The 24357-nt window shown below is 55.1% G+C and carries 21 protein-coding genes; 15 read left to right on the top strand and 6 right to left on the bottom strand.

The window, feature by feature from the left end; genetic code table 11:
* Positions 1–158: 158 nt before the first annotated feature.
* The 4 genes from glmM (at position 159) to LVJ78_RS08190 (ending at position 4502) form a co-directional block, all read left to right on the top strand.
* Positions 159–1502: a phosphoglucosamine mutase gene (gene glmM, locus LVJ78_RS08205; RefSeq protein WP_132953225.1), complete on the top strand. Its 1344-nt coding sequence runs from the start codon at positions 159–161 to the stop codon at positions 1500–1502.
* A gap of 91 nt (positions 1503–1593) precedes the next feature.
* The gene (locus LVJ78_RS08200) at positions 1594–2286 is read left to right on the top strand and encodes a DedA family protein (RefSeq protein WP_132953227.1); all 693 of its coding nucleotides are present in this window, start codon (positions 1594–1596) and stop codon (positions 2284–2286) included.
* Positions 2287–2465: 179 nt separating this feature from the next.
* The gene (gene speB, locus LVJ78_RS08195) at positions 2466–3434 is read left to right on the top strand and encodes an agmatinase (RefSeq protein ID WP_132953229.1); all 969 of its coding nucleotides are present in this window, start codon (positions 2466–2468) and stop codon (positions 3432–3434) included.
* Between the two features lie 66 nt (positions 3435–3500).
* On the top strand, positions 3501–4502 hold the full coding sequence (locus LVJ78_RS08190; protein WP_132953231.1) for an asparaginase: 1002 nt from the start codon (positions 3501–3503) through the stop codon (positions 4500–4502).
* A gap of 349 nt (positions 4503–4851) precedes the next feature.
* Here the strand turns inward: LVJ78_RS08190 and LVJ78_RS08185 are convergent, their stop codons facing one another.
* The 3 genes from LVJ78_RS08185 to ppnP all read right to left on the bottom strand — a co-directional run bounded on the left by LVJ78_RS08185 (position 4852) and on the right by ppnP (position 6490).
* Complete coding sequence (locus LVJ78_RS08185) at positions 4852–5118, bottom strand: chaperone modulator CbpM (RefSeq protein ID WP_132953233.1); 267 nt, start codon at positions 5116–5118, stop codon at positions 4852–4854.
* A gap of 22 nt (positions 5119–5140) precedes the next feature.
* Positions 5141–6103 (bottom strand): DnaJ C-terminal domain-containing protein, encoded by a 963-nt coding sequence (locus tag LVJ78_RS08180; protein ID WP_132953235.1) that lies wholly within the window; start codon positions 6101–6103, stop codon positions 5141–5143.
* Positions 6104–6208: 105 nt separating this feature from the next.
* Positions 6209–6490, bottom strand: coding sequence for a pyrimidine/purine nucleoside phosphorylase (ppnP, locus tag LVJ78_RS08175; RefSeq protein ID WP_132953237.1), 282 nt, complete (start codon positions 6488–6490; stop codon positions 6209–6211).
* 211 nt (positions 6491–6701) lie between these two features.
* Between ppnP and LVJ78_RS08170 the strand changes: the two genes are divergently transcribed.
* On the top strand, positions 6702–7436 hold the full coding sequence (locus LVJ78_RS08170; RefSeq protein ID WP_132953239.1) for an IS1096 element passenger TnpR family protein: 735 nt from the start codon (positions 6702–6704) through the stop codon (positions 7434–7436).
* Between the two features lie 231 nt (positions 7437–7667).
* Here the strand turns inward: LVJ78_RS08170 and LVJ78_RS08165 are convergent, their stop codons facing one another.
* Positions 7668–9176, bottom strand: a complete 1509-nt coding sequence (locus tag LVJ78_RS08165; protein WP_132953241.1) for an anti-phage protein — start codon at positions 9174–9176, stop codon at positions 7668–7670.
* A gap of 55 nt (positions 9177–9231) precedes the next feature.
* Complete coding sequence (uvrA, locus tag LVJ78_RS08160; RefSeq protein WP_132953243.1) at positions 9232–12051, bottom strand: excinuclease ABC subunit UvrA; 2820 nt, start codon at positions 12049–12051, stop codon at positions 9232–9234.
* 169 nt (positions 12052–12220) lie between these two features.
* Here uvrA and LVJ78_RS08155 point away from each other — a divergent pair, with 169 nt between their 5' ends.
* The 10 genes from LVJ78_RS08155 to LVJ78_RS08110 all read left to right on the top strand — a co-directional run bounded on the left by LVJ78_RS08155 (position 12221) and on the right by LVJ78_RS08110 (position 22359).
* A complete protein-coding gene (locus tag LVJ78_RS08155) occupies positions 12221–13930 on the top strand; it encodes a SulP family inorganic anion transporter (RefSeq protein ID WP_132953245.1) in 1710 nt (569 codons plus the stop codon).
* A 48-nt stretch (positions 13931–13978) separates the two neighbouring features.
* The gene (locus tag LVJ78_RS08150; protein ID WP_132953247.1) at positions 13979–14821 is read left to right on the top strand and encodes an aldo/keto reductase; all 843 of its coding nucleotides are present in this window, start codon (positions 13979–13981) and stop codon (positions 14819–14821) included.
* 416 nt (positions 14822–15237) lie between these two features.
* Positions 15238–16557, top strand: coding sequence for a phosphatase PAP2/dual specificity phosphatase family protein (locus LVJ78_RS08145; protein ID WP_243650329.1), 1320 nt, complete (start codon positions 15238–15240; stop codon positions 16555–16557).
* Complete coding sequence (locus LVJ78_RS08140) at positions 16554–16985, top strand: hypothetical protein (protein ID WP_132953249.1); 432 nt, start codon at positions 16554–16556, stop codon at positions 16983–16985. The genes LVJ78_RS08145 and LVJ78_RS08140 overlap by 4 nt, the downstream gene beginning before the upstream one ends.
* A gap of 212 nt (positions 16986–17197) precedes the next feature.
* The gene (locus LVJ78_RS08135; RefSeq protein ID WP_243650330.1) at positions 17198–17863 is read left to right on the top strand and encodes a lysophospholipid acyltransferase family protein; all 666 of its coding nucleotides are present in this window, start codon (positions 17198–17200) and stop codon (positions 17861–17863) included.
* Positions 17860–18834, top strand: a complete 975-nt coding sequence (locus tag LVJ78_RS08130) for a phosphatidate cytidylyltransferase (RefSeq protein WP_132953251.1) — start codon at positions 17860–17862, stop codon at positions 18832–18834. Before LVJ78_RS08135 ends, LVJ78_RS08130 begins: the two co-directional genes overlap by 4 nt.
* A gap of 141 nt (positions 18835–18975) precedes the next feature.
* Positions 18976–19575 (top strand): CDP-alcohol phosphatidyltransferase family protein, encoded by a 600-nt coding sequence (locus tag LVJ78_RS08125; protein ID WP_132953253.1) that lies wholly within the window; start codon positions 18976–18978, stop codon positions 19573–19575.
* 17 nt (positions 19576–19592) lie between these two features.
* Positions 19593–20309, top strand: a complete 717-nt coding sequence (locus tag LVJ78_RS08120) for a hypothetical protein (protein WP_132953255.1) — start codon at positions 19593–19595, stop codon at positions 20307–20309.
* Positions 20302–22041 (top strand): bifunctional alpha/beta hydrolase/class I SAM-dependent methyltransferase, encoded by a 1740-nt coding sequence (locus LVJ78_RS08115; protein WP_132953257.1) that lies wholly within the window; start codon positions 20302–20304, stop codon positions 22039–22041. The genes LVJ78_RS08120 and LVJ78_RS08115 overlap by 8 nt, the downstream gene beginning before the upstream one ends.
* A 108-nt stretch (positions 22042–22149) precedes the next feature.
* A complete protein-coding gene (locus LVJ78_RS08110; protein WP_132953259.1) occupies positions 22150–22359 on the top strand; it encodes a hypothetical protein in 210 nt (69 codons plus the stop codon).
* Between the two features lie 2 nt (positions 22360–22361).
* On the opposite strand, the gene mutL is transcribed toward LVJ78_RS08110, so the two are convergent.
* Positions 22362–24299 (bottom strand): DNA mismatch repair endonuclease MutL, encoded by a 1938-nt coding sequence (gene mutL / locus LVJ78_RS08105; protein ID WP_132953261.1) that lies wholly within the window; start codon positions 24297–24299, stop codon positions 22362–22364.
* Positions 24300–24357: the final 58 nt, after the last annotated feature.

The raw sequence follows: 24357 nt of genomic DNA, 5'->3' as shown, positions 1-24357 counted from the left end.
AAGCGGCCTGAAATCGCAAACTTATGCCGAAAAATAGTTTATACATGACAATGGCAAATTGCGGCCAACCTTGGCCGCACGACCGAAAAACCTTGTAAACCGCTGGCTCGTGCAGCCTTGCTGCTTTACAATGTAAACCAAGTTTGAATGGAGCAGATATGGCAAAAAAATATTTTGGCACCGATGGTGTGCGCGGCGAAGTCGGCCAATTTCCGATTACCCCTGATTTCGTGTTGAAGCTGGGCTATGCGGCCGGCCAAGTGCTGGTGCAGCATGATGACGAACACCGGCCGACTGTGTTAATCGGCAAAGACACGCGCATTTCAGGCTATATGCTCGAAGCCGCGCTGGTGGCGGGTTTTACCGCAGCCGGCGTCAACGTGATTCAAACCGGCCCGCTGCCCACGCCGGGCGTGGCCTATCTCACCCGCGCGCTGCGTTTGGCCGCCGGGGTGATGATTTCTGCTTCACACAATGTGTATTCCGATAACGGCATCAAATTTTTTGCCGAAGGCGGCGTGAAATTGAGCGATGCCATCGAGCTGGAAATCGAAGCCAAATTGGCCGAAGAAATGCAAACCCAGCCTTCTTCACACTTAGGCCGCGCCCGCCGCATCAATGGCGCGGACGACCGCTATATCGAATTTTGCAAATCCACTTTCCCCGGCCATCTCGATTTGCGCGGCCTCAAATTGGTGGTGGATACCGCCAACGGCGCGGGCTATCATGTGGCACCGAAAGTGTTTCACGAATTGGGTGCGCATGTGGTGGCTATCGGCGCCGAGCCCAATGGCTACAACATCAATGAAAAAGTGGGCGCCACCCACCCGAAAGCCTTGCAGGCTGCTGTGTTGCAAAATGAAGCCGATTACGGCATCGCGCTTGACGGTGATGGCGACCGCCTGATGATGGTGGATAAACACGGCAAGGTTTACGATGGCGACAGCCTGATTTATGTGATTGCCAAAGCGCGCGCCAAAGAGGGCGTGGCCATCGGCGGCGTGGTGGGCACGGTGATGACCAATATGGCGATGGAATTGGCCTTGCAAGAGCAGGGCGTGGCTTTTTGCCGCGCCAAAGTGGGCGACCGCTATGTGCTCGAGCAGCTGCATCAGCGCGGTTGGCTGATCGGCGGCGAAGCCAGCGGCCATATTTTGTGTATGGATAAACACAACACGGGTGACGGCATTATCTCGGCTTTGCAGGTGCTGGCCGCCCTGCGCACGCTCAAGCAGGATTTGGCCACGGTGTGCGCCGATTGGCAGCCTTATCCGCAAACCATGATTAATGTGCGCATCCAAAAAGGCCAAGATTGGCAAAGCGTTTCCAAAGAAGCGCTGGCTGCGGTCGAAAAAGAGCTGGAAGGCAAAGGGCGCGTGGTGCTGCGCGCATCGGGCACCGAGCCTGTGGTGCGGGTGATGGTGGAAGCGCGCCAGACCGATTGGGCGCAGCAAGGCGCCGAGCGCATTGCGGCGGCCATCACCGGCGGAACGGCCAAATAGTTTCAGACGGCCTATGTCGAGGCCGTCTGAAACCGATTCATACAACCAATTCATACAATCATAAGTTGAAATAATTCAGGAACAAGCCTTTATGCTGTCGCTGTTAGAAGCATTCTTCACTCAATACGGGTATGCCGCGGTTTTCTTCGTGCTGGTGGCTTGCGGCTTCGGCGTGCCGATTCCTGAAGACGTTACTTTGGTAGCCGGCGGGGTGATTTCCGGCCTGGGCTATGCCAATGTGCACATTATGGTGGCGGTGGGCATGCTGGGCGTGCTGGTGGGCGACGGGTTGATGTTTACCGCCGGGCGCGTGTTTGGCCACCGCATTTTGAAAGCCCGCTTTGTGGCGCGGGTGATGACGCCCAAGCGCTATGCGCAAGTGCAGGAAAAATTTGATAAATACGGCAACCGCGTGTTGTTTGTGGCTCGCTTTCTGCCCGGCTTGCGCACGCCGATTTTCATCACGGCCGGCATCAGCCGCAAAGTGTCTTATCTGCGCTTTTTGATGATGGACGGCCTGGCGGCGCTGATTTCCGTGCCGGTGTGGGTGTATTTGGGCGCTTATGGCGCGGAAAACACCGATTGGCTGATGCAGAAAATCCACCAGTTTCAATACGGCCTGTTTGTGCTGATCGGCATTGGCGCGGCGGTGTTGGGCTATTTTTGGTGGAAAAAGCGCCAGCGTTTGCGCTTTTACCGCGAGCATCTGCGCGAATTGCGGGCTCAGCGCAAGGCAAAAAAAGCGGTGCGCAAAGCCGCTGAAAAATCAGCTGCCAACAAATAGGTTTTCAGTGTTATGCAAAGGTTTTCAGGCCGTCTGAAAACCTTTTTGGTTTCAGACGGCATCGGATAACTTATGGATGATGCTGCGTTTCTTTAGAAAAAACTACCGCTGCCAGTTACCGAGAAGACCCTTGCGCCAAATGGCTGAATACATTAACCGAACCCGATAGAGGCAAAACCATGACCGAAAAAATCTATGGCGATGGCGCATTCCGCCGCGAATCGCTGCAAGGCTCCACCATTGAAAACACTTATGCCGGCGCATTGTCGTTTATGCGCCGCCGCTACACACGCGATTTGAGCGAAGCGGATGTGGTGGTGTCGGGCGTGCCGCTCGATTTGGCCACCACTTTCCGCCCCGGTGCGCGCCTGGGGCCGGCGGCGATTCGCGCTGCCAGCGTGCAGCTGGCCGAATTGAATCTTTTCCCGTGGGGCTTTGATCCGTTTGACGATTTGGCGGTGATCGACTACGGCGATTGTTGGTTTGACGCGCACCAACCGTGGACCATACGCGAAACCATCAAGCAGCACGCGCTGGACATCATTCAAAACAGCCATGCCAAAATGCTCACCTTCGGCGGCGACCATTTCATCACCTATCCGCTGTTGCAGGCGCATGCCGAAAAATACGGCAAACCTTTGAGCCTCTTGCATTTTGACGCCCATTGCGACACTTGGCCCGATGATGCGCCCGAATCGCTCAACCACGGCACCATGTTTTACAAAGCGATTAAAGACGGCCTGATCAACCCCGCCACCTCGGCACAAGTGGGCATCCGCACTTGGAACAGCGATTTTATGGGCATGAACATGCTATTTGCGCCGTGGGTGAATGAAAATGGTGTGGAAGCCACCGTGAAGCGCATTTATGAAATCATCGGCGATAATCCGGTTTATCTGACGTTTGACATTGATTGCCTCGATCCCGCGTTTGCGCCGGGCACCGGCACGCCCGTGCCCGGCGGCCTCAATTCGCACACCGCGCTGGGCATTATCCGCAGCTTGGGCGATTTGAATATCGTGGGCATGGATGTGGTGGAAGTGTCGCCCGCTTACGACAATGCTGAAATCACCGCCATCGCCGCGGCGCATGTGGCCGCCGATATGCTGTGCCTGATGCGCAATAAAAAAGTGGCCGGCAAGCTTTAATGTTAATCAGGCCGTCTGAACCTTTTTCAGACGGCCTGATTGGTATTGTGCAAGGCAGAGAAAAACATGACCCGCAAACAACGCATTTTCGTGCTCTACACCGGCGGCACCATCGGCATGAGCCAAAGCAGCCAAGGCCTGCGCCCCGATGTGGCGCTGGTCGGCAAAGCTTTGCAGCCCTTTTCAGACGGCCTTCAATTCGATTGGCATGTGTGCACACCTTTAATTGATTCATCGGCGCTCACCCTGCAAAACTGGTGCGACTGGTTGGCGCTTTTGGTGGAAAAAATCCCGCACTACGATGGTGTGCTGGTGCTGCACGGCACCGACACCTTGGCCTACAGCGCCAATCTGCTGGCGCTGGCTTTGCAAGGCTTGGATAAGCCCGTGGTGCTTACCGGCGCACAATGGCCGTTTGACAGCGAGGGCAGCGATGCGCCGCTGAATCTGGCCACCGCTGTGGCCGCATTCAGCCTGCCGGGCTTGCGCGAAGTGGTGCTGGCTTTTAACGGCAAACTTTTCCCCGCCGTGGGCAGCAGCAAAATCAGCACCGAAGCCGCCGAAGGCTTCGGCAACGCCCATTTCGGCTCGCTTGGCGCATGGTCGGCGGCGCAAGGCTGGCAGCCGCAGCCTGAATTTGCGCCGCCACCCGCTGCGGATAAGGCCGCTTTGCACGCGCTGCCGCTTGGTTCACAAGCCAAAGTGTTGTGTCACACGCTTATTCCCGGTTTTTCAAGCGAAGCCGTGGCGGCGAGCCTGCAGCACACACCGGCGCGCGCCGTGGTGCTGCAAAGCTACGGCCACGGCAATGCGCCGGCCGATGGCGCGTTTATCGAAGCCGTGCAAGCCTTCACCGCGTGCGGCGGCTTGCTGCTCAACATCAGCCAAGTGCCGCAAGGCCGCGCCGCCGCCGTGTATGCCCAAGGCGATGCGCTGCGGCAGGCCGGCGTGATCAACGGCGGCAAAGCCAACTTGGAAACCGCCACCGCGCTGCTCACCTTGGCCGTGTCGGGCGGCTGGAATGCCAGCCGGGTGCAGCAGCAATTGCAGGCGCTGAAATTGTGTTAACGCCGCTGAATGGTTTTACCGGTTTGTATGGATAGAATCGATAGAATAGGCCGTCTGAAAAAGTGTTCAGACGGCCTTTGCCAAACTCAAGCCTGTTTTCATGCTCACGCAAGCGGGTAGGTTGGGTTGAAAACCCAACAAATCCACAAGCCGTTTGGAACGTTGGGTTTATCAACCCAACCTACGCCGTTGCAAAATGCAGTTTTGTGTCACTTTTTCTTGCATTTCACTATATATTAACGTAGCTAAATGGTTTTGCCGGTGTGCATGGATAGAATTGATAGAATAGGCCGTCTGAAAAAATGTTCAGACGGCCTTTTTGTATGGTTGTTGCACCATCTTGCGGCGGTTAATTATGCAGCTTGCGCAATTCTTCCAATTCGTCCAGCAGCTCTAAAATCAGCGCGGCGGCGGCGGCGCTGGCGTCGAAATCGCGGTGCAGGCGGCGGGCGCGGCGTACGCGGGCGAGTTGGTAGCCGCTGAAGGTGGCCAAATGCGGCTCGCCGCTGATGCTGATGGCGTTTTCTTCAATCAGGCTCACCACCCATTGGCGGTCGTTGTCGCAAGCGTGCACCAGCTCTTCAAAGCTCAATTGCACATCGTATTCTTGGTTCATGGGCTTATCCTTTCTTTGCGGCTCAGCGTTTGCCGGCATAATGTGCGGCCAATTGCTGCCAAGCGGCTTTGTCGGCTTCGCTTTCGGCTTGGGGCAGCACGATATTGATGTTTAAATATAAATCGCCCGGTGTTTTGGCGGGAATGCCTTTGCCTTTGAGGCGCAGGTTTTGGCCGGGGCGGCTGCCGGCGGGCAGGGTAACGCCCAAAGTGCCGGCAATGGTGTTGACCTCGATTTTGCCGCCGAGCACGGCTTGCCAGGGCATCACATCGATGCGTTGGTAAACGTCTTTTTGGTTTTTCACATAAAGATCGGCGCTGTCGTGAAAGCGGATTTTTAAGTATAAATCACCGGGTTGGCCGCCGTTAAAGCCCGGTAGGCCTTGGCCGGCGAGGCGGATTTGCTGGCCTTCGCCTATGCCTTTGGGGATTTTCACATTCAGCGTTTTGCGCGTGTAGGCCATGCGGCCTTCGGGCGTGAGCGTGGGCATATCGAGCGAGAGGCTGCGCTCGGCGCCTTGATAGGCGGCGGCTATATCAATGCTTAATTCGGCATGTTGATCGTCGCCCTTTATCGGCCCTTCGGGCTGGCGGCGCTGCTGGCGGTGGCCGGCTTGGCCGAAGGCGGAGAAAATATCGTCGAAGCGGAAATCGCCGCTGCCGAAAGGCTGGCCGTCGCCGAAGCGGCCTTCAAAACCTTGGAAATCCTGGTTGCCGTAGAAATCGTGTGCGCCGCCATAGCCGCCTTGCTGCTGCGCCTGCCCGGCAAAGGGGTTGTCCAGCATGGCATCGTATTCGGCGCGTTTTTCAGGATCTTTCAGCGTGTTATACGCTTGGTTGATTTCGCTGGTTTTCTCGTCGGCATCTTTATCTTTGCACACATCGGGGTGATATTGGCGCACCAGCTTGCGGTAGACTTTTTTGATGTCGGCCAGGCTGGCATCGCGGCTCACGCCGAGCACTTCGTAATAATTTTTTTCAGGCATAAGAGATTCTCCAAAATAAACGGCTCAGCCAAATTGTGCGCCATAAAGCGGCTTTAAAGCAAGTGGATAAGGCCGTCTGAAAAACTTTTCAGACGGCCTTATCAATTAGGCGTAGGTGCAGAAATAAGCCGTGTCCACCGCCACCTGCAAATGAAATTCCTGATGCGCGGCCACGGTGAAGCGCTCGCCCGCAGCAAAAGTTTGCCAAGCCGCTTCGCCCGGCAATTTCACCGTGAGCGCGCCGCTGATGATGCTCATGGTTTCAAACTGGCTGGTGCCGAATGTGTATTCACCCGGCTGCATCACGCCCACGGTGGCGGGCAGCGTGGCGGTTTGCAGCGCGATAGAAGTCACTTTGCCATCGAAATATTGGTTGACTTTCAACATGGGTTTGCCTTTGTACAATAGATGATAAACGGTGATTTTGTGGCGTGGCGGCGGATTTGTAAAGTGTGTCGGCGCCATGCCATTCAGCCCAGTGGTTGCACATGCCGAACATGGCTTGATAAAAAGCGTTCAGACGGCCTTTGGGCTTGTGGCGGTGGCAAGAAAACGTTATCCTTCTGCATCTTTCATCTGAATATTGGAAAGCACTGTGATGGCTGAAAAAATCACCATGTACCGTTTCAAAGTGTCGCTGATCGGCTTGCACGAGCAGCCGATCGGCAAGCTGCACCGCATTATCGATGTGGCCGGCAATGCGCCGTTTGTGGTTTTGCACGAGCTGATTTTCGAAGCTTTCGATCGCTTCGACCCGCATCTGTTTAAATTTATGCTCACCCGCAAAGAGGCCAAAGGTGGGCGTGCCCTATTTAATTGCCCCGAAGAAGTGGGCGATTTGGAATTTGCGCAGGATTTCGGCGATGAAGGGCGCACGGTGCATGATGTGTTTACCTACACGCTGGATGAAGCCGGCCTGAAAGAAAAAGACTTTATCTATTATTGGTTTGACTTCGGCGACGACTGGCTGCACCGGCTCAGGCTGGAAAAGATTTTCCAGATTAACGATGATGATGCCGAGAGTAAAGGTTGGTATGCCGAGATCGTCAAAAAAGTGGGCGACTCACCGCCGCAATACGATGAAGACAGCATGTGGGAAGGCGATAGCGAAGCGGCACAAAGCATGCGCAAAATCGGCTTGCTGCTGGTGCTGGCCGACCCGCAAACCAACAGCCAGGTTAATTGGGGCGATTTGGTGGAAGAGGGTGTAGCCGATCTGCTGGTTGAAGAAGGCTGGGTGCTGCCCGGTAAAAAAAGCAGCGATGCCGTGGCCTTAACGGCCAAAGGGTTGAAAGAGGCGGCGAAAATCAAGCTGATGATCGGAGAGGATTAAGGGTAGGGTGCAATAAAAGGCCGTCTGAAAGATTTCTTTCAGACGGCCTGAGTTTTTTATATGCGAAATTCACTGTTTGATGGGTGAGGTTATTTTAAAGCAAGTGTGGCACAGTTGTTTGGGTTGAGAGCAGGTTGCCGGCGGGAGGCTTAAACCCACCCGAAGAACGCGTGTGTGCCATAGGCACGCACGCGGTTGGTGGGGTGATGCAGGCTACAGCTTGCTACGACTTTAACTGGATTGGAGTTCTAAATTATTAGCAATTGCATATTTTATTTTAGGGTCTACTACTTGATATAAAGAACCACCCTGTTTTTTTTCTGGAACTAACTTAATTAGGTTGATTCGTTCCATTCCTACAACATAGTTATTGGCAGAAGTGCCAGATGTTTTTGCGTCTTTGGATAATTGGTTTTTAGTAAATTTAAAATCGTCTTCCTTCAAATTATTTATTTGTATTAAATGATTAAAATACTTATAAATATCCATGCTGTCTTTCCTTGCATTTGATTTTTTAGGATAATATTCATAATAGTTAAATTCTTTAACGAAAGAGTCAATCCCTTCTGTAATTGCATTATCTGTTAATTTTGAGTTCGGGTTTATTTTAAACTGTTGTTTGAATATTTCATAAATTATTTTCCATAAATCTCGTGGGTTATTATTGGACATTTCTAGAATTAATTTTATTTTTTCATTAGTACAATCAAATAAATCAGATATCTTTGTTTTATTATTAGAGTATGATTCTAAACGTTTTTCTAGAATTGATTTCAACTGAGTTGTATCCCAGCTTAATGTCTCAGTAGTTAATTTTTGAGTTCTAATCTCAGATTTAATGTGATTAAACGGAGGACTCCAAGTGAATAATAATGTGTATAAATTTACTTCATTAATTAATAATCTATTGTCTTGAGCAATAGGTTTTATAAAAGTAGATATTTTTTCTATATCATTATCTAAACGATTATCTTCATCAATTTTATCTAGCACAAGATATATATTTTTAAATTTTGATTTATTAATTAAAGTGCAAATTTCTTTTAAATCATCAAAGCTACTTCGTTGCGGGTCTTGTATAAATCCTGTATCAATTTCATAATTTAATTTTTTAAAATACTCATTTGAAATTTCGGGAGGAGGTAATGCTGCAAAATGTCTAGAAACAGAATCAGATAAAATTTGAATAGCTGCTTTCAAGCCGTAGTTGAGAATACCTCTAAAAAAATTAAATGTATTAATACTATGTCGTTTAATAAAGTGATGCTGTATTTTTGCTATTTCTTCCGATAATTGTTTATATGTAGAAGAAAGAGTATATTCATTCTTAAACCTAGATAGCTTTATTCTATCTACCTTGCTATAGTCCCACAATAAGGTAGAATTAGATACTAAATTAAAGAAAAAACTTGAGGAAATTTGCTTAATTAAAAATTTATATAAGTCATCAGATGTATAGTTAAGAGGTAGTGAAGCAAAATCTGTTATATAAATAACCAAATTTGCATCAGAAGATTTTAAGTTTTTAACTAATTTATAGCTTAGGGCAGTTTTTCCTGTTCCTCGCTCTCCCGAAACAATAGCTGATGAGGTTTTAAGCCCATTGACTATTATGGAGTAATTTATAGGTTCCACATAATATGAATCTAGTTGTTCTTTTTCTGCTTCAGCATTAGCTCGTTGAAAAGGAAATTCCTGAAAATTAAATTTTTTGTAATATTCTTCAAATGTAATTTGCATGATAACTTTCGTAGTATTGTGCTTTCGTATTAATTATTATTAAATACTGAATATTTTAAGTTTGTAATATTCCTTTCAAGTACTTCCCCGTATAACTTTTCTTACTCTTAACCACTTCCTCCGGCGTCCCCTTAGCAATAATCTTGCCGCCGCCATCGCCGCCCTCAGGCCCCAAGTCGACAATATAATCCGCTGTTTTAATCACATCAAGATTATGCTCAATAATCACAATCGAGTTGCCTTTGCCTTTCAGACGGCCTATCACTTCCAATAGCAATGCAATATCGGCAAAGTGCAGGCCGGTGGTGGGTTCGTCGAGGATATAGAGGGTGCGGCCGGTGTCGCGTTTGGAGAGCTCAAGCGCGAGTTTGACGCGTTGGGCTTCGCCGCCGGAGAGGGTGGTGGCGGATTGGCCGAGGCGGATATAGCCCAAGCCCACGTCCATCAGGGTTTGCAGTTTGCGGGCGACGGTGGGCACGGCGTCGAAGAATTCGCGGGCTTCTTCTACGGTGAGGTCGAGCACTTGGCTGATGTTTTTGCCTTTGAATTGCACTTCGAGCGTTTCGCGGTTGTAGCGTTTGCCGTGGCACACTTCGCAGGGCACATACACATCGGGCAGAAAGTGCATTTCCACTTTGATTACGCCGTCGCCCTGGCAGGCTTCACAGCGGCCGCCTTTGACGTTAAACGAGAAGCGGCCGACGCTGTAGCCGCGCTCGCGCGAGAGGGGCACGCCGGCGAAGAGTTCGCGGATGGGTGTGAACAGGCCGGTGTAGGTGGCGGGGTTGGAGCGGGGGGTGCGGCCGATGGGGGATTGGTCGACATTAATCACTTTGTCGAGCTGCTCGAGCCCGGTGATGGCTTCATAAGGGGCGGGCTCTTCGCTGGCGCGGTTGAGCTCGCGGGCGGTGATTTTGGCCAGGGTGTCGTTGATGAGGGTGGATTTGCCGCTGCCGGACACGCCGGTGATGCAGGTAATCAGCCCCAATGGCAATTCGAGGGTGACGTTTTTAAGGTTGTTGCCGCGCGCGCCTTTGAGCACCAGCATGCGCTCGGGGTTGACGGGTGTGCGCACGGAGGGCACGGCGATGGCGGTTTTGCCGCTTAAGTATTGGCCGGTGATGGATTCGGCGCAGGCGGCCACTTTTTCGGGGGTGTCGGCAATCAGCACGTTGCCGCCGTGCTCGCCGGCGCCGGGGCCCATGTCGATGACGAAATCGGCTTCGCGGATGGCGTCTTCATCGTGTTCGACCACAATCACGCTGTTGCCCAAATCGCGCAGGCGCTTGAGGGTGGCGAGCAGGCGGTCGTTGTCGCGCTGGTGCAGGCCGATGGAAGGCTCATCGAGCACATACATCACGCCGGTGAGGCCGCTGCCGATTTGGCTGGCGAGGCGGATGCGCTGGGCTTCGCCGCCGGATAAGGTGTCGGCGCTGCGGCTTAAGTTGAGGTAATCGAGGCCGACGTTGATCAAAAATCCCAGCCGCTCGGTGATTTCTTTGAGGATTTTTTCGGCGATTTGCTTTTTGTTGCCTTCCAAATCGAGGTTTTCAAAAAATTGGTGGCTGCGGGTGAGCGGCCAGGCGGAAATTTCGTGCAGCGGCTCTTTGCCCACATACACATAACGCGCTTCTTTGCGCAGGCGCGCGCCGCCGCATTGCGGGCAGGCGCGGTGGCTTTGGTATTGCGCCAATTCTTCGCGCACGGTGGGCGAATCGGTTTCGCGGTAGCGGCGCTCGAGGTTGGGCAAAATGCCTTCAAAAGCGTGTTCGCGGTTGAAGGTGGTGCCGCGCTCGGATAAATAGCGGAATTCAATCACTTCTTTGCCCGAGCCGTGCAGCACTACTTTTTGGATTTTTTCAGGTAGCCCTTCAAACGGCGCGTTCACATCGAAGCCGTAATGTTTGCCGAGCGACTGAATCATTTGAAAATAAAACTGGTTGCGTTTGTCCCAGCCTTTGATTGCGCCCGAAGCCAATGATAATTCGGGGTGCATCACCACGCGCTCGGGGTCGAAAAAATTCATGCTGCCCAAGCCGTCGCAAGTGGGGCAGGCGCCGACAGGGTTGTTAAACGAAAAGAGGCGCGGCTCCAGCTCTTGCAGGCTGTAAGAGCATACGGGGCAGGAAAAAGTGGCGGAAAACCAATGCTCTTCGCCGCTGTCCATTTCCATCGCCAGCGCGCGGTCGTTGCCGTGGCGCAGCGCGGTTTCAAAGCTTTCGGCCAAGCGCTGCTTGATGTCATCTTTCACTTTCACGCGGTCGATCACCACGTCGATATTGTGTTTGATGTTTTTTTCAAGCTTGGGCACTTCATCGAGCTGATACACTTCGCCGTCTACGCGCACGCGCGCAAAGCCTTGTGCCTGCAAGTCGGCAAACAAATCGGCAAATTCGCCTTTGCGCTCGCGCACGGCGGGGGCGAGTATCATCACGCGCGTGTCTTGCGGCAGCTTCAGCACGGCATCCACCATTTGCGACACGGTTTGGCTGGTGAGCGGCAAATCGTGGTCGGGGCAATAAGGCGTGCCCACGCGGGCATATAAAAGGCGCAGATAATCGTGGATTTCGGTAACCGTGCCCACGGTGGAGCGCGGGTTGTGGCTGGTGGATTTCTGCTCGATGGAAATGGCGGGCGAGAGGCCTTCGATTAAGTCGACATCGGGTTTGTCCATCATCTGCAAAAATTGGCGCGCATAGGCAGACAAGCTTTCCACATAGCGGCGCTGGCCTTCGGCATATAAGGTGTCGAACGCGAGCGAAGATTTGCCGCTGCCCGACAAGCCGGTGACCACCACGAGCTTGTGGCGGGGAATATCGAGGTCGATATTTTTCAGATTGTGGGTGCGTGCGCCGCGTATTTTGATGGTGTCCATGGTGTGAGGCCGTCTGAAAGCGAATTGAACATTATAGCATTTTTGCGTGGGCAAATAGGGTTTCAGACGGCCTGCTTGATTCAGCCGCACCTTTATTTCTGCGCTGCATCAAGCACAATGGCGTGCAAATAAATTATAATTAATTTTTACCTTATTTAACTGGCCGGCCATGAAATTCACCACCCGCTTCCGCCCCAAGCTGTTTGAGCTGGGCAAGGGCTATAGCAAAGAGCGCTTTTTCAAAGATTTGGGCGCGGGGCTTACGGTGGCGGTGGTGGCGCTGCCGCTGGCGATGGCGTTTGCGATTGCTTCGGGGCTGAAGCCGGAAGCGGGCTTGTTTACCGCCATTATCGCAGGCTTGCTGATTTCGCTTTTCAGCGGCTCGCGCGTGCAGATCGGCGGGCCCGCCGGCGCGTTTATCGTGATTGTGTATGGCATTGTGGAGCAATACGGCGTGGGCGGGCTGCTGCTGGCCACGTTTATGTCGGGCGTGATGCTGTGGATGATGGGCTTTTTGCGCATGGGCATATTGATTAAATTTATTCCCGTGGCGGTGATTATCGGCTTTACCAACGGCATTGCGGTGCTGATCGGCTTATCGCAGATTAAAGATTTTTTCGGCTTGCAGATAGAGGGCAAAATGCCGGCGGAATTTTTCGCGCTGCTGCAAACCTTGTGGCAGGCGCTGCCCACGTGGAACGGCCAGGCTTTGGGCGTGGCTTTATTGTCGCTGGTGATTATTGTCGGCTGGCAGTGGCGCATGAAAAAAACGGCGCAGTTGAGCGAAAAAGCCGGCCTGCTGCCGCGCATGTCGGGCTCGCTGGCGCTGATACCCGGCTCGATTGTGGCGCTGGTGGCGGCCACGCTGGCGGTGCAGTTTTTCGGGCTGAATGTGGAAACCATCGGCAGCAAGTTTAACGGTATTCCACAAGGCTTGCCCGAATTCACCGTGCCCACCTATAGCTGGGAAGCGGTGAAAGGTTTGTTTTTACCGGCTTTGACGCTGGCGCTTTTGGGCGCGATTGAGTCGCTTTTGTGCGCGCGCGTGGCCGACAGCATGATACGCGACAAACACGATTCCAATCAGGAATTGCTGGCGCAGGGCTTTGCCAATATGGTGGTGCCTTTCTTCGGTGGCATGCCGGCCACCGGCACCATCGCCCGCACGGTAACCAACATCAAAAACGGCGGCAACAGCCCGGTGGCCGGCATTGTGCACGCGCTCGCCTTGCTGGTGGTGGTGCTGGTGGCGGCACCTTTGGCGCAATATATTCCGCTGGCGGCTTTATCGGCGATTTTGATGTTTGTGGCGTGGAATATGGGCGAATGGCGCGAATTGGTGCGCTTGCGCACTTTCCGTCTGCCTTATCGGGTGATTTTGCTATCGGTGTTTGTGCTCACGGTAGTGGTGGATTTAACCGTGGCGGTGGAGGTGGGCATTTTCTTTGCCTGCTTTATCTTTATTTATCGGATTTCCAGCCTTTCCACCGCCGAGCCTGCGCAATTGCCCGATAATTTCGCCAGCAACGGCGTGGCGGTGTATAAGCTTACCGGCGCGCTCTTTTTCGGCGCGGTGCAGTTTATCGAAAGCTTGCTCGTGAATGTGCCCGAGCGGGCGCTGGTGCTGGATTTTTCCAGCGTGATTTATATTGATTCATCGGGCGAAGAATCGCTGGAAGAATTGCTTGAGCTTTATCAGGAAAAAGGCATTCCGATTTTGGTTTACGGCCTGCGCCAGCAGCCGCGCGATTTGCTGCTGCGCACTCGCTGGCTGCCGCGTTTGGGCGGGCAGCATGTGTTTGGCGATATGGAAAGCCTGCGCCGCTATCTGGAAAAACTCGATAAGCGCGGTATTGAAAAAAATGCCGGCGCAAGGTAGGGTTGGCCTTGCTTCACTCAATACCACTCAACAAGAAAGGTGCTTGGCATGAATATCGTTCACCCTGTGTTCACCCTCAACAGCGGCCAAGGCATGCCGGCCGTGGGCATGGGCACTTACAAGCTCAACGGCCGCGAGGGCGTGGCTTCGATGCTCGAGGGCATCACCAACGGCTACCGCCTGCTCGATTCGGCGTTTAATTATGAAAACGAAGGCAGCGTGGGCGCGGCGGTGCGCGAGTGCGGGCTGCCGCGCGGCGAATTGTTTGTTACCTCGAAGCTGCCCGGCCGCCATCAGCGCTATGCCGAAGCGGTGAGCACCATCGAAGAATCGCTCTACCGCACCGGCCTCGATTATCTCGATTTATACCTGATTCACTGGCCTAATCCGCGCCAAAATCTTTATGTGGAAGCTTGGCAGGCGATGATAGAAGCGCAGCAAAAAGGCTTGCTGCGCTCGATTGGCGTGTGCAATTTTCTGCCCGAACACATCGAGCGGCTGATGGCCGAAACCGGCGTGTGTCCGGCGGTGAACCAAATCGAGCTACATCCTTTTTTTCCGCAAGATGAAGCACTGGCTTTCCACCGCCGCCACGGCATCGCCACGCAGGCGTGGAGCCCGCTGGGACGCAAAAGCGATTTGCTGCAAAACCCGCTGATTGCCGACATCGGCGCGCGCTTGGGCAAATCGGTGGCGCAAGTGGTGTTGCGCTGGCAGCTGCAACACGGCGCGCTGCCGATACCGAAATCATCCAACAGCGAGCGCCAGCGACAGAATCTGGCGGTGTTTGATTTTGAATTGAGCGCCGACGATATGGCCGCCATCGCCACGCTGGCCAAGCCCGACGGCCGTTTGGCCGGGCAGGATCCGGCGGTGTATGAAGAGTTTTAACGATAAAGGCTCAAGGCCGTCTGAAATCAAGCTGCACAGTCAGCAAGCTTTTCAGACGGCCTTTTTTCAGACGGCCTCAAGCCTTTGCAAAACGCCCTTTTCATCGCTTGCGCGGGTGCGGCAGATATAGTGAAATGCAGGAAAAAAGGACACAAAACTGCATACTGCCACAGCATATTGATTCGGCAATTAAATATTGAACATTTTCAGATGCCGGCAAACAAGCCTTTGGCTTGTTGCCCTCTCCCTAGCCCTCTCCCACGGGAGAGGGAACAGGTTTCTGCTGCGGGCAAGAGGATGTGAATATTCAATAATTAGTTGCCGTATCTATAGGTTGGATTGATAAACCCAAGGTTTCAGACGGCTTGTGGATTTGTTGGGTTTGCAACCGCCGTATTAATTTTAAGGGACACAGCGTGTCAAACATAACGGCAGTTGACGATGGCCGCCGGCCGGGCTTTTATGAAGCGCTGCGGCATTTGCTGTTGATGGGTGCGATTTTCTACAGCACCTACGGCTTGGCCAACCGGCTCGCCGCTGTGCGCGCGCCGGTGGCGGAAATCGCGTTTGCCTGGGAGCGGCAGATTCCGTTTTGGGCGTGGACGATTGTGCCTTATTGGACGCTGAATCTTTTCTATGCGCTGGGCTTTTTTCTGTGCCGCACCCGCTCTGAATTGCGCCGCTATACGGCGCAATTGCTGCTGGCGCAAGCCATTGCGGTGGTGTGTTTTATGGTGTGGCCGCTGCAATTCAGTTGGCCGAAGCCGGAAGCGGCGGGGCTGTCGGGCTGGCTGTTTGCTTCGTTGGCGGCGTTTGACCAGCCTTATAATCAAGCGCCCTCGCTGCATATTATGCTCACGCTGATTGTGGGGCGCTTTTATTGGCCGCGACTGCCGAAGCGCTGGCGCGGGTTGTGGCTGGCGTGGCTGCTGCTGATTGCGCTTTCGGTGCTCACCACTTACCAACATCATTTTATCGATATGCCCACCGGCCTGTGGGCGGGCTTGTTGGTGTGGTGGCTGTTTCCGCAGGCGGGCGGCATGCCTTTGCGGCGCAGCTTGCAGCCGCAGCGGGCGCATAAGCGCTGGCTGGTTTTTTATGCGGGTTTGGTGTTGCTGTTTGCCGGGCTTGCCTGCATGGGCGGAGCGGCTTTGTGGTGGCTGTGGCCGGCCTCGGCCTGCCTTTTGTTGGCTGCCGCTTATGCGGGCTTGGGTGCGCAGGCTTTGCAAAAGCAGGCCGATGGGCGGCACAGCGCGGCGGTGGCTGTGTGGCTGCTGCCTTATTTCATCGTGGTGCGGCTGAATATGGCTTATTGGCTGCGTGGTGTGCCCAAAAGCGTGGCGGTGGCCGAAAATGTGCATGTGGGCAGCATTTTGGCGGCGGCGGAATGTGAAGCGGTGGTGGATGTGTGTGCAGAATATCCGCTGTTCAGACGGCCTGAGCATTATGCCGCCGTGCCGATGCTGGATATGGTGCCGCCGGAATGCGCCGATTTGATACGCGCCGTGCGCCTATTGGAACAAATGCGGCGGGCAGGGCGGCCGGTGTTGGTGTGTTGCGCGCTGGGCTACGGGCGCAGCGCGGCGGTGGTGTTGCTGTGGCTGTGGGCATATGGCGGTTGTGCTGATTTGGATGCGGCGGTGGCGCGCTTGCGGCAGGTGCGGCCGCAGATGGTGTTGCCCGATGCGGTGCGCCAAAGCATTCAGACGGCCAAACGGGAAATGGAGCAGGCATGATGGATTATGAATCCGAACAACAATTGGCCTATACCACGGCGCAATTATTACGCGCTGCGATGTGGGCGGGCGGGCTGAACCTGCTGCTGATGGCGGCGGCGGTTTATCTGGCTGCACCTGCGTGGCTGGCGGCTTTGGCGTTGTTCGCCGGCTCGATAGGCTGCTTTTTGCAACTGCGGCTGGCCTTTGATGCGCGCCTGTTTGCCGGTTTTGCAGAAGGCAGGCAAACGCCGGCGCAGCTGGATGCGGCTTTGTCGGCGCTGGGTTTGCGCAAGGCGGTGGCGCCGCGCAGCATGCAGGCGCGCTGCCGCGGCGCCTTGCGTTTGCTGCGTGTGTGGCTGTGTGCGCTGGCTTTGGAGCTGGTGTTGGTGCTGTGTTTGCTGTTTGCGGCGGCTGTTGCGCCCTTATCGGCATCGCTATCGTTTTGATATTTTGTGTGAATAATTTAAGAAAGGCTGCTCGAAGCTTTTCTTTCAGACGGCCTATGTGGTTGCGGGCTGTTGGTGTGCGCGCCATGTGTATGATTACGCCGTCTTGCGGCTAATCACACCTACGGTGACAAAGGCCGTCTGAAATTTTTTCAGACGGCCTTGCGAACAGACTTTAAGATAAAGCGGTGCGATAAAAAAGGAAACGGGCGATGAGCCGGAAAATATTCACCAGCATGTTGGCGCGCATCATTGATGCTGTGTTGTGTGCGGCCACTTCGTTTATCACCGGTGTGCGCCCCAAGCAGCCGCAGCAGCTCGATTGCCCGAGCGAGGGCACGGTTTTTTATGCCAACCACAACAGCCACGGTGATTTTGTGCTGGTGTGGATTTCGCTGCCCAAGCGCTGGCGCATTCATGCGCGGCCGGTGGCGGGGGCGGATTATTGGCTGCGCGGCAGGCTGCGCCGTTTTGTGATTGAAGAAGTGTTTCGCGGCTTGCTGGTTGAACGTCAAGGCGGCGATCCGCAGCAGATGATTGCGCAGATGGACGAGGCTTTGCAGCAGGGCGATTCGCTGATTATTTTTCCCGAGGGCACGCGCAACACCAGCGACGAAGTGCGTTTGCTGCCGTTTAAAAGCGGCCTTTACCACTTGGCTGCGGCAAATCCGGGCACGGCGTTTGTGCCGGTGTGGCTCAACAATATCAACCGCGTGCTGCCCAAAGGCGGCTTGCTGCCGGTGCCGCTGCTGTGTGAAGTGGCGGTGGGGCCGGCGCTTTATTTAAACGAAGGCGAAGAGAAGGCGGCATTTTTGCAGCGCACGCAGGCGGCGCTTTTGGCTTTGGCGCCCAACGCGGCGGAAAAGGGGGAAACATGAGCATTTTTTCAGACGGCCATGCGGCGGTGCAGGCGTTTAACCCGCAGGCGGGCTGGGTGTTTGCGGCGATTTTCGGGGTGTTGCTGCTGGCCAGCGCGATTGCGGCGGCTTTGAAATGGCGCTTGCACGGGCAGGCCAATGCCACGATTGATAATCTGAATGCGCGCATCAATGCCTGGTGGGTGATGACGGCGGTGTTGCTGCTGGCTTTTTGGCTTGGGCGCATCGGCACGATTGTGTTGTTTTTCTTGGTGTCGTTTGCGGCTTTGCGCGAATTTTTGTCGCTGGTGGAAAGCCGGCGTGCCGACCATCGGGTGATGGTGGTGTGTTTTTATGTGTTGCTGCCGCTGCAATATTGGTTTGTGCTCACCGATTGGTATGGCATGTTTTCGATTTTTATTCCGGTTTATGGCTTTTTGCTGCTGCCGATTATCGCAAGCCTGGGCGGCGACACCGACCATTTTTTGGCGCGCACGGCCAAAATCCAGTGGGCGGTGATGATCAGCATTTTCTGTTTGTCGCATGTGCCGGCTTTGATGAACCTGAAAATCGCCGGCTTTGAAGGGCAGAATATTTTGCTGCTGGTGTTTTTGGTGGCGGTGGTGCAGGCCAGCGATGTGTTGCAATATGTGTGGGGCAAGCTTTTGGGCAAACGCAAAATCATGCCCGCGCTCTCGCCCTCGAAAACGGTGGCGGGCACCGTGGGCGGCATAGCCAGCGCCACGCTCCTGGCCGCCGCGTTCTATCCGATTACGCCGTTTTCCCCTTTTCAGGCGGCCTTAATCGGCTTGATTATCTGCATCATGGGCTTTTTGGGCGGGCTTGTGATGTCGGCCATCAAGCGCGATCGCGGCGTGAAAGATTGGGGCAATCTGATTCACGGCCACGGCGGCATGCTCGATCGGGTGGATTCGGTTTGCTTTGCCGCGCCGGTGTTTTTTCACGTGGTGCGCTATTTTTGGAACGGGTAAAGGTGTGCAGGCCGTCTGAAAGGTTTCAGACGGCCTCAATGCTTTGCCACAGATAAGCAAATGCCGTATGGTTAAACACATCATCACCATTGCTTTCAGACGGCCTCAAGCTTTAATCTCGAGTTTTTTGCAAGGAACAAAATGAGCATTTATGCCTTAAAACCGCGCTTCCAACAATTATTGCGCCCCGCCGTGCGCGCGCTGCACCGGCGCGGCATCAGCGCCAATCAGGTAACGCTGGCGGCTTGTGCAGTGTCGTTGCTGCTGGGCTTGCTGTTGTGCGCTTTGGCGGATTCGCCGCGTTGGTTTTGGCTGCTGCCGCTGTGGTTTTTCCTGCGCATGGCACTCAATGCGGTGGACGGCATGTTGGCGCGCGAATTCGGCCAGCAATCGGCGCTGGGCGGCTATTTAAACGAAATCACCGATGTGGCGGCCGATGCCGCGCTTTATCTGCCGTTTGCCTTTATTGCGCCTTTTGGCGGCCTGCAAATCGGCCTGCTGATTTTTCTGGCGGCGATGAGCGAATTTTGCGGCGTGCTCGGGCAGGTGCACGGCAACGGCCGCCGCTACGACGGGCCGATGGGCAAGAGCGACCGCGCGTTTGTGTTTGGCGCGCTGGCTTTGTGGTATGCGCTCGCGGGCAGCCTGCCCGGCGGGCTCGATGCGGTGATGTGGCTGCTGATTGCGGCATTGCTGTGGACATGCTGGCGGCGCGTGGCCAATGGCTTGAAGGCCGTCTGAAAAAAAGGAGCGTCAAAATGAAACAGCTGATCATTTTCGCCATCTTGATGCCGGCAGCCGTTGCGGCAGAAATGAAGCTGCCGGCCGCTTTGCAGCAAGCCGTGCCGCCGGGCTGGGCGGCCACGCATTATGCAAGCGGCGATTTGAATGGCGACCAACGCGCCGATGCCGCGCTGATTATCCAGCAGCAAAACCCGGCTTTGCGCCTGAAAAACGAAGGCTTGGGCGCGGATGTGCTCGACACCAATCCGCGCCGCCTGCTGGTGTTGGTGCGTGAAAATAAAGGTTATCGCCTGCTGGCGCAATCGCCCGACAGCCTGCTGCCGCCGCAAGCATCACTGGAAGCGCCTTGTCTGCAAGACCCGCTGGATGAAAAGGCGCAAGATGAAGCGGTGATTGGCATCAAACGCGGCAGGTTATGGCTGAATGTGTCTTATTGGCTCAGTTGTGGCAGTTACGAAACGCAGATAAACCGTTACCAATTCCGCTATCAAAACGGTGTAATGCGGCTGATTGGTGCCGATGGCCTGTCTTTTTCCCGTGCCAGTCATGATGAATCATATTACAGTGCTAACTTTTTGAACGGTAAAGTCAAAATGGTTACCGGCGTTAATCAAAGCCGTGCGGAGCACCACCGCCCACGCGAGAGGTGGACGCAGCTTGCCCACACGCCCGAAACCGATTTGCAGCGCATGCAGGCGCTGCCCAACCTTTGGAAAACTGAAGATGACTGAACAGCAACACACCTTCACCACCCGCGACGGCACCGAGCTGTTTTACCGCTACCGCCCCGCCAAAGACGGCAGCAACGATAAAGCCATTGTGCTGTTTCACCGCGGCCACGAGCATTCGGCGCGCATGATGCACATTGCCGATGAAGCCGGCTTGGATGAATTCGCCTATTTCGCTTGGGATGCGCGCGGCCACGGCGAGAGCCCGGGCGAGCGCGGCGACAGCCCGAGCCTGGCCGCATCGGTGGCGGATATTCAGGATTTTTTCGACCACATTCAGACGGCCTGGGGCATTGCACCGCAAAACACCGCCGTGATCGCCCAAAGCGTGGGCGCGGTGCTGGTGAGCACCTGGCTGCATGATTACGCGCCGAAAATCCGCTGCGCCGTGCTGGCTTCACCGGCTTTTAAAGTGAAACTTTATGTGCCCTTTGCCCGCAGCGGCCTGAAGCTGATGCAGAAATGGCGCGGCAATTTTTTCGTGCAAAGCTATGTGAAAGCGCATTATCTCAGCCACGACCCCGCGCGCATCGACAGCTACAACACCGACCCGCTGATTGCGCGCGCTATTTCGGTGCGCATTTTGCTGGGGCTTTACGATGCGGGCGAACGTGTGGTGGCCGATGCCGCCGCCATCACCACGCCGATACAGCTATTGATTTCAGGCAGCGATTGGGTGGTGCACCACCGGCCGCAACACGATTTCTACAACCGCTTGGGCAGCCGCATCAAAGAGCGCCATGTGCTCAAAGGCTTTTATCACGACACCTTGGGTGAAGCCGGACGCGAGCAGGCTTTTGCGCATATCCGCCGCTTTATCCGCGCGTGCTTTGCCGGGCCTTATGCCCAAACCGATGTCACCGATGCGCATATCCACAGCGCGAGCCGCCGCGAAGCCGATGAATTGGCCACGCCGCTGTCGCCGTTTACGCCGCGCGGCGCTTATTGGGCGGCGCAGCGCCGCTTTACCCGCTTGGGGCGGCATTGGTCAACCGGCGTGAAGCTCGGCGTGGACACGGGCTTCGATTCGGGCAGTACACTCGATTATGTGTATCAAAACCGGCCGCAAGGCCGCAACGCTTTCGGGCGCGCCATCGACCGCTATTATCTCGATGCCGTCGGCTGGCGCGGTATCCGCCAACGCAAAGCCAATATCGGCCAAGCCATTCAGACGGCCACGCAGCATTTGCGCGAAAAAGGCAAACCCGTGCACGTGCTCGATATCGCATCGGGGCACGGCCGCTATGTGCTCGATGCGCTCGCCGCCGAAGCCCTGCCCGAGAGCGTGCGCCTGCGCGACTACAGCCCGATTAATGTAGCCGCCGGGCAAGCCTTGATTGCCGAGCGCGGCTTGCAAAGCACCGTATCGTTTGAAGAAGCAAATGCCTACGATCGCGCCAATTATCAAAACCTCAACCCGCGTCCCACCTTGGGCATTGTGTCGGGTTTGCACGAATTATTTCCCGATAACGATTTGATTTTGCAGTCGCTCTATGGCTTCGGCGATGCGATTGAGCCCGGCGGCTATTTGATCTACACCGGCCAGCCGTGGCACCCGCAGCTCGAAATGATCGCCCGCTGCCTCTCCAGCCACCGCGAAGGGCAGGATTGGGTGATGCGCCGCCGCAGCCAGCAGGAAATGGATCAATTAGTGGAAAAAGCCGGCTTTGAAAAAGTGCGCCAATGGATAGATGGTGATGGCATTTTCACCGTGAGCTTGGCGGTGAAAAAATAAAGTTTGCGGGATAATGTGGGCGTTGACGCATGTGCAGCCAAACGGCTTGATGGCTTGCCAGATTGCTTTAGGCCGTCTGAAACTTTTTCATTCAGACGGCCTTTCAGTATGGCTTTGCTGCCCGCACAACAAGAAGCCGTAGGTCGGATTCTCGAATCCGACGCTTGTTCGCAGAACAAGATTTGCGGGGCTGAGATAAATGTCGGATACAAGTATCCGACCTACGACTTGTTCGCAGAACAAGATATTTTTGGTCTTGGCGGCAAATATCGGATACAAGTATCCGATTTGCGCACTTTTTCAGACGGCCTGACATGACATCACTGCCCGCGCAAAAACAAGGCGTCTAATTCTTTGAGGGTGAGCTTCACCCAAGTTGGGCGGCCGTGGTTGCATTGGTTGCTGCGCGGGGTGCGCTCCATGTCGCGCAGAAGCGCGTTCATTTCGGGCAGGGTGAGCTTGCGGCCGGCGCGCACGGAGCCGTGGCAGGCCATGGTGCTTAAAATGGCGTTTTCGCGCGCTTCCAGGCTCTGGGCGCTGCCGTGTTGGGCGATTTCGTGCAACATGCTGCGCGCCAGCGCGGCCACGTCGCTTTTGCCGAGCATTTGCGGCACGGCGCGCACGGCGAGGGTGTTGCCGCCGAGGCTGGAAAGGTCAAGCCCGTATTCGCGCAAGGTGTCGCCATGATCGGCCAGTGCGGCGGCTTCTTCGTGGCTGGCGGCAAAGGTGACGGGTATCAGCAATTGCTGGCTGGCGATTTGGCGGTTTTCTTGGCGTTGGGCTTTCATTTTTTCGTAATTCACGCGCTCGGCGGCGGCGTGCATGTCGATTAACAGCAGGCTCTCTTCGGCTTGCGCGAGAATGTAGATGCCCAATAATTGGGCGATGGCAAAGCCCAGCGGCGGGGTGTTGTGCGCTGCTTCATGGCCGTCTGAAAAGTTTTCAGACGGCCTGTCGGCATAGCCGAAGCGGGCTTGCTCGAGCTGGCTTAATTCAGCATCGTTATCCGGGTTTTGCGGTTCGCGCCGGTAAAGTTCGGCGTAGGTGTTGAGCGCGGCTTGGCTTTCGCGCAGGGAAAGGCTGCGCTGTTGCGGGCGTGCGGCGGGGGAATAGGCGGCGGGCGCGGATTTGCCGCTGCTGAGTCCGCCGAAGTTGTTGGGTTGCGGTGTGTGCATGTTGAGGCCGTCTGAAAGGCTTTCAGACGGCCTCTGCACGCCCAACATTTCGTGCAGCACTTGGCCGGCATTGCCCACGCTCTCGGTTTGGTCTGCGCGGGTGTGGGCAAGCGCTTTGTTAAGGGTGTGAAACACCAATTGGTGCACGGCCTGGCTGTCGCGAAAGCGGATTTCGGTTTTGGTGGGGTGCACATTGGCGTCGACATTTTCGGGCGGCAAATCGAGAAACAGCACAAAAGCGGGTGTGAGCGCTTGGTGCAGCACATCGCGGTAGGCTTGTTTCACCGCATGCATCATTACTTTGTCGCGCACGAAACGGCGGTTGACAAAACAATATTGCTGGCTGCTTTTGCCTTTGGCAAACGTGGGTTTGGCAATCACGCCGCTTAGGCGCATGAGGCCTTCGCCGCTGTCGATTTCAAGCGAGGCTGCTTGAAAATCTTCGCCCACCACCGCGGCCACGCGCTCGTGCAGGCTTTGGGCGGGGTAGTGAAACACGGCTTTGTCGTCGCGTTTGAGTGAAAAAGCGATGTGCGGGTGGGCCAGCGCCAGGCGCTCGAGCATGGTGGCGCAATGGGCGTATTCGGTGTTTTCAGACTTAAGAAATTTGCGCCGCGCCGGCGTGTTGAAAAACAATTCGCCCACTTCCACGGTGGTGCCCACAGGATGCGCCGCCGCGCCGCCGGGGTGCAGCTTGCCGTCGGCCGCGCTGATGCGCCGGGCGTGGCTGCTTTCGGCGCGGCGGCTGGTGAGGGTGAGACGGGAAACCGAGGCGATGCTGGCCAAACCTTCGCCGCGAAAGCCCATGCTGGCCACATGTTCCAAATCGGTGAGGCTGGCGATTTTGCTGGTGGCGTGGCGGGAAAGCGCCAATTCGATATCGTCGGCATGAATGCCCGCGCCGTTGTCGGTGACGCGGATCAGCTTGATGCCGCCGCCGGATAGCTCGACGTTGATTTCATCCGCCCCCGCATCAATGCTGTTTTCCACAATTTCTTTCAAGGCATTGGCGGGGCGCTCCACCACTTCGCCGGCGGCAATTTGGTTGACAAGATGGTCGGGCAGGGCGGCGATGCGGTTCATAAGGCGGCTCGGTGAATAGGGGAAAGGGTTCAGACGGCCTGTATTATAGCTGATTGGG

It is taken from the genome of Uruburuella suis, from assembly GCF_022870845.1.
Taxonomy (GTDB): domain Bacteria; phylum Pseudomonadota; class Gammaproteobacteria; order Burkholderiales; family Neisseriaceae; genus Neisseria; species Neisseria suis.
This window is presented reverse-complemented; position numbering and strand designations above follow the sequence as displayed.

Excerpts from the sequence above, each read along its gene's own strand:
- LVJ78_RS08120 (WP_132953255.1), top strand. The coding sequence starts at position 19,593 with ATGAAACAGCTGATCATTTTCGCCATCTTGATGCCGGCAGCCGTTGCG.
- glmM (WP_132953225.1), top strand. The coding sequence starts at position 159 with ATGGCAAAAAAATATTTTGGCACCGATGGTGTGCGCGGCGAAGTCGGC.
- speB (WP_132953229.1), top strand. The coding sequence starts at position 2,466 with ATGACCGAAAAAATCTATGGCGATGGCGCATTCCGCCGCGAATCGCTG.
- LVJ78_RS08150 (WP_132953247.1), top strand. The coding sequence starts at position 13,979 with ATGAATATCGTTCACCCTGTGTTCACCCTCAACAGCGGCCAAGGCATG.
- LVJ78_RS08140 (WP_132953249.1), top strand. The coding sequence starts at position 16,554 with ATGATGGATTATGAATCCGAACAACAATTGGCCTATACCACGGCGCAA.
- mutL (WP_132953261.1), bottom strand. The coding sequence starts at position 24,299 with ATGAACCGCATCGCCGCCCTGCCCGACCATCTTGTCAACCAAATTGCC.
- LVJ78_RS08155 (WP_132953245.1), top strand. The coding sequence starts at position 12,221 with ATGAAATTCACCACCCGCTTCCGCCCCAAGCTGTTTGAGCTGGGCAAG.
- LVJ78_RS08165 (WP_132953241.1), bottom strand. The coding sequence starts at position 9,176 with ATGCAAATTACATTTGAAGAATATTACAAAAAATTTAATTTTCAGGAA.
- LVJ78_RS08180 (WP_132953235.1), bottom strand. The coding sequence starts at position 6,103 with ATGCCTGAAAAAAATTATTACGAAGTGCTCGGCGTGAGCCGCGATGCC.
- LVJ78_RS08135 (WP_243650330.1), top strand. The coding sequence starts at position 17,198 with ATGAGCCGGAAAATATTCACCAGCATGTTGGCGCGCATCATTGATGCT.
- uvrA (WP_132953243.1), bottom strand. The coding sequence starts at position 12,051 with ATGGACACCATCAAAATACGCGGCGCACGCACCCACAATCTGAAAAAT.
- LVJ78_RS08110 (WP_132953259.1), top strand. The coding sequence starts at position 22,150 with ATGGCTTTGCTGCCCGCACAACAAGAAGCCGTAGGTCGGATTCTCGAA.
- LVJ78_RS08130 (WP_132953251.1), top strand. The coding sequence starts at position 17,860 with ATGAGCATTTTTTCAGACGGCCATGCGGCGGTGCAGGCGTTTAACCCG.
- LVJ78_RS08200 (WP_132953227.1), top strand. The coding sequence starts at position 1,594 with ATGCTGTCGCTGTTAGAAGCATTCTTCACTCAATACGGGTATGCCGCG.
- LVJ78_RS08190 (WP_132953231.1), top strand. The coding sequence starts at position 3,501 with ATGACCCGCAAACAACGCATTTTCGTGCTCTACACCGGCGGCACCATC.
- LVJ78_RS08170 (WP_132953239.1), top strand. The coding sequence starts at position 6,702 with ATGGCTGAAAAAATCACCATGTACCGTTTCAAAGTGTCGCTGATCGGC.
- ppnP (WP_132953237.1), bottom strand. The coding sequence starts at position 6,490 with ATGTTGAAAGTCAACCAATATTTCGATGGCAAAGTGACTTCTATCGCG.
- LVJ78_RS08125 (WP_132953253.1), top strand. The coding sequence starts at position 18,976 with ATGAGCATTTATGCCTTAAAACCGCGCTTCCAACAATTATTGCGCCCC.
- LVJ78_RS08185 (WP_132953233.1), bottom strand. The coding sequence starts at position 5,118 with ATGAACCAAGAATACGATGTGCAATTGAGCTTTGAAGAGCTGGTGCAC.
- LVJ78_RS08115 (WP_132953257.1), top strand. The coding sequence starts at position 20,302 with ATGACTGAACAGCAACACACCTTCACCACCCGCGACGGCACCGAGCTG.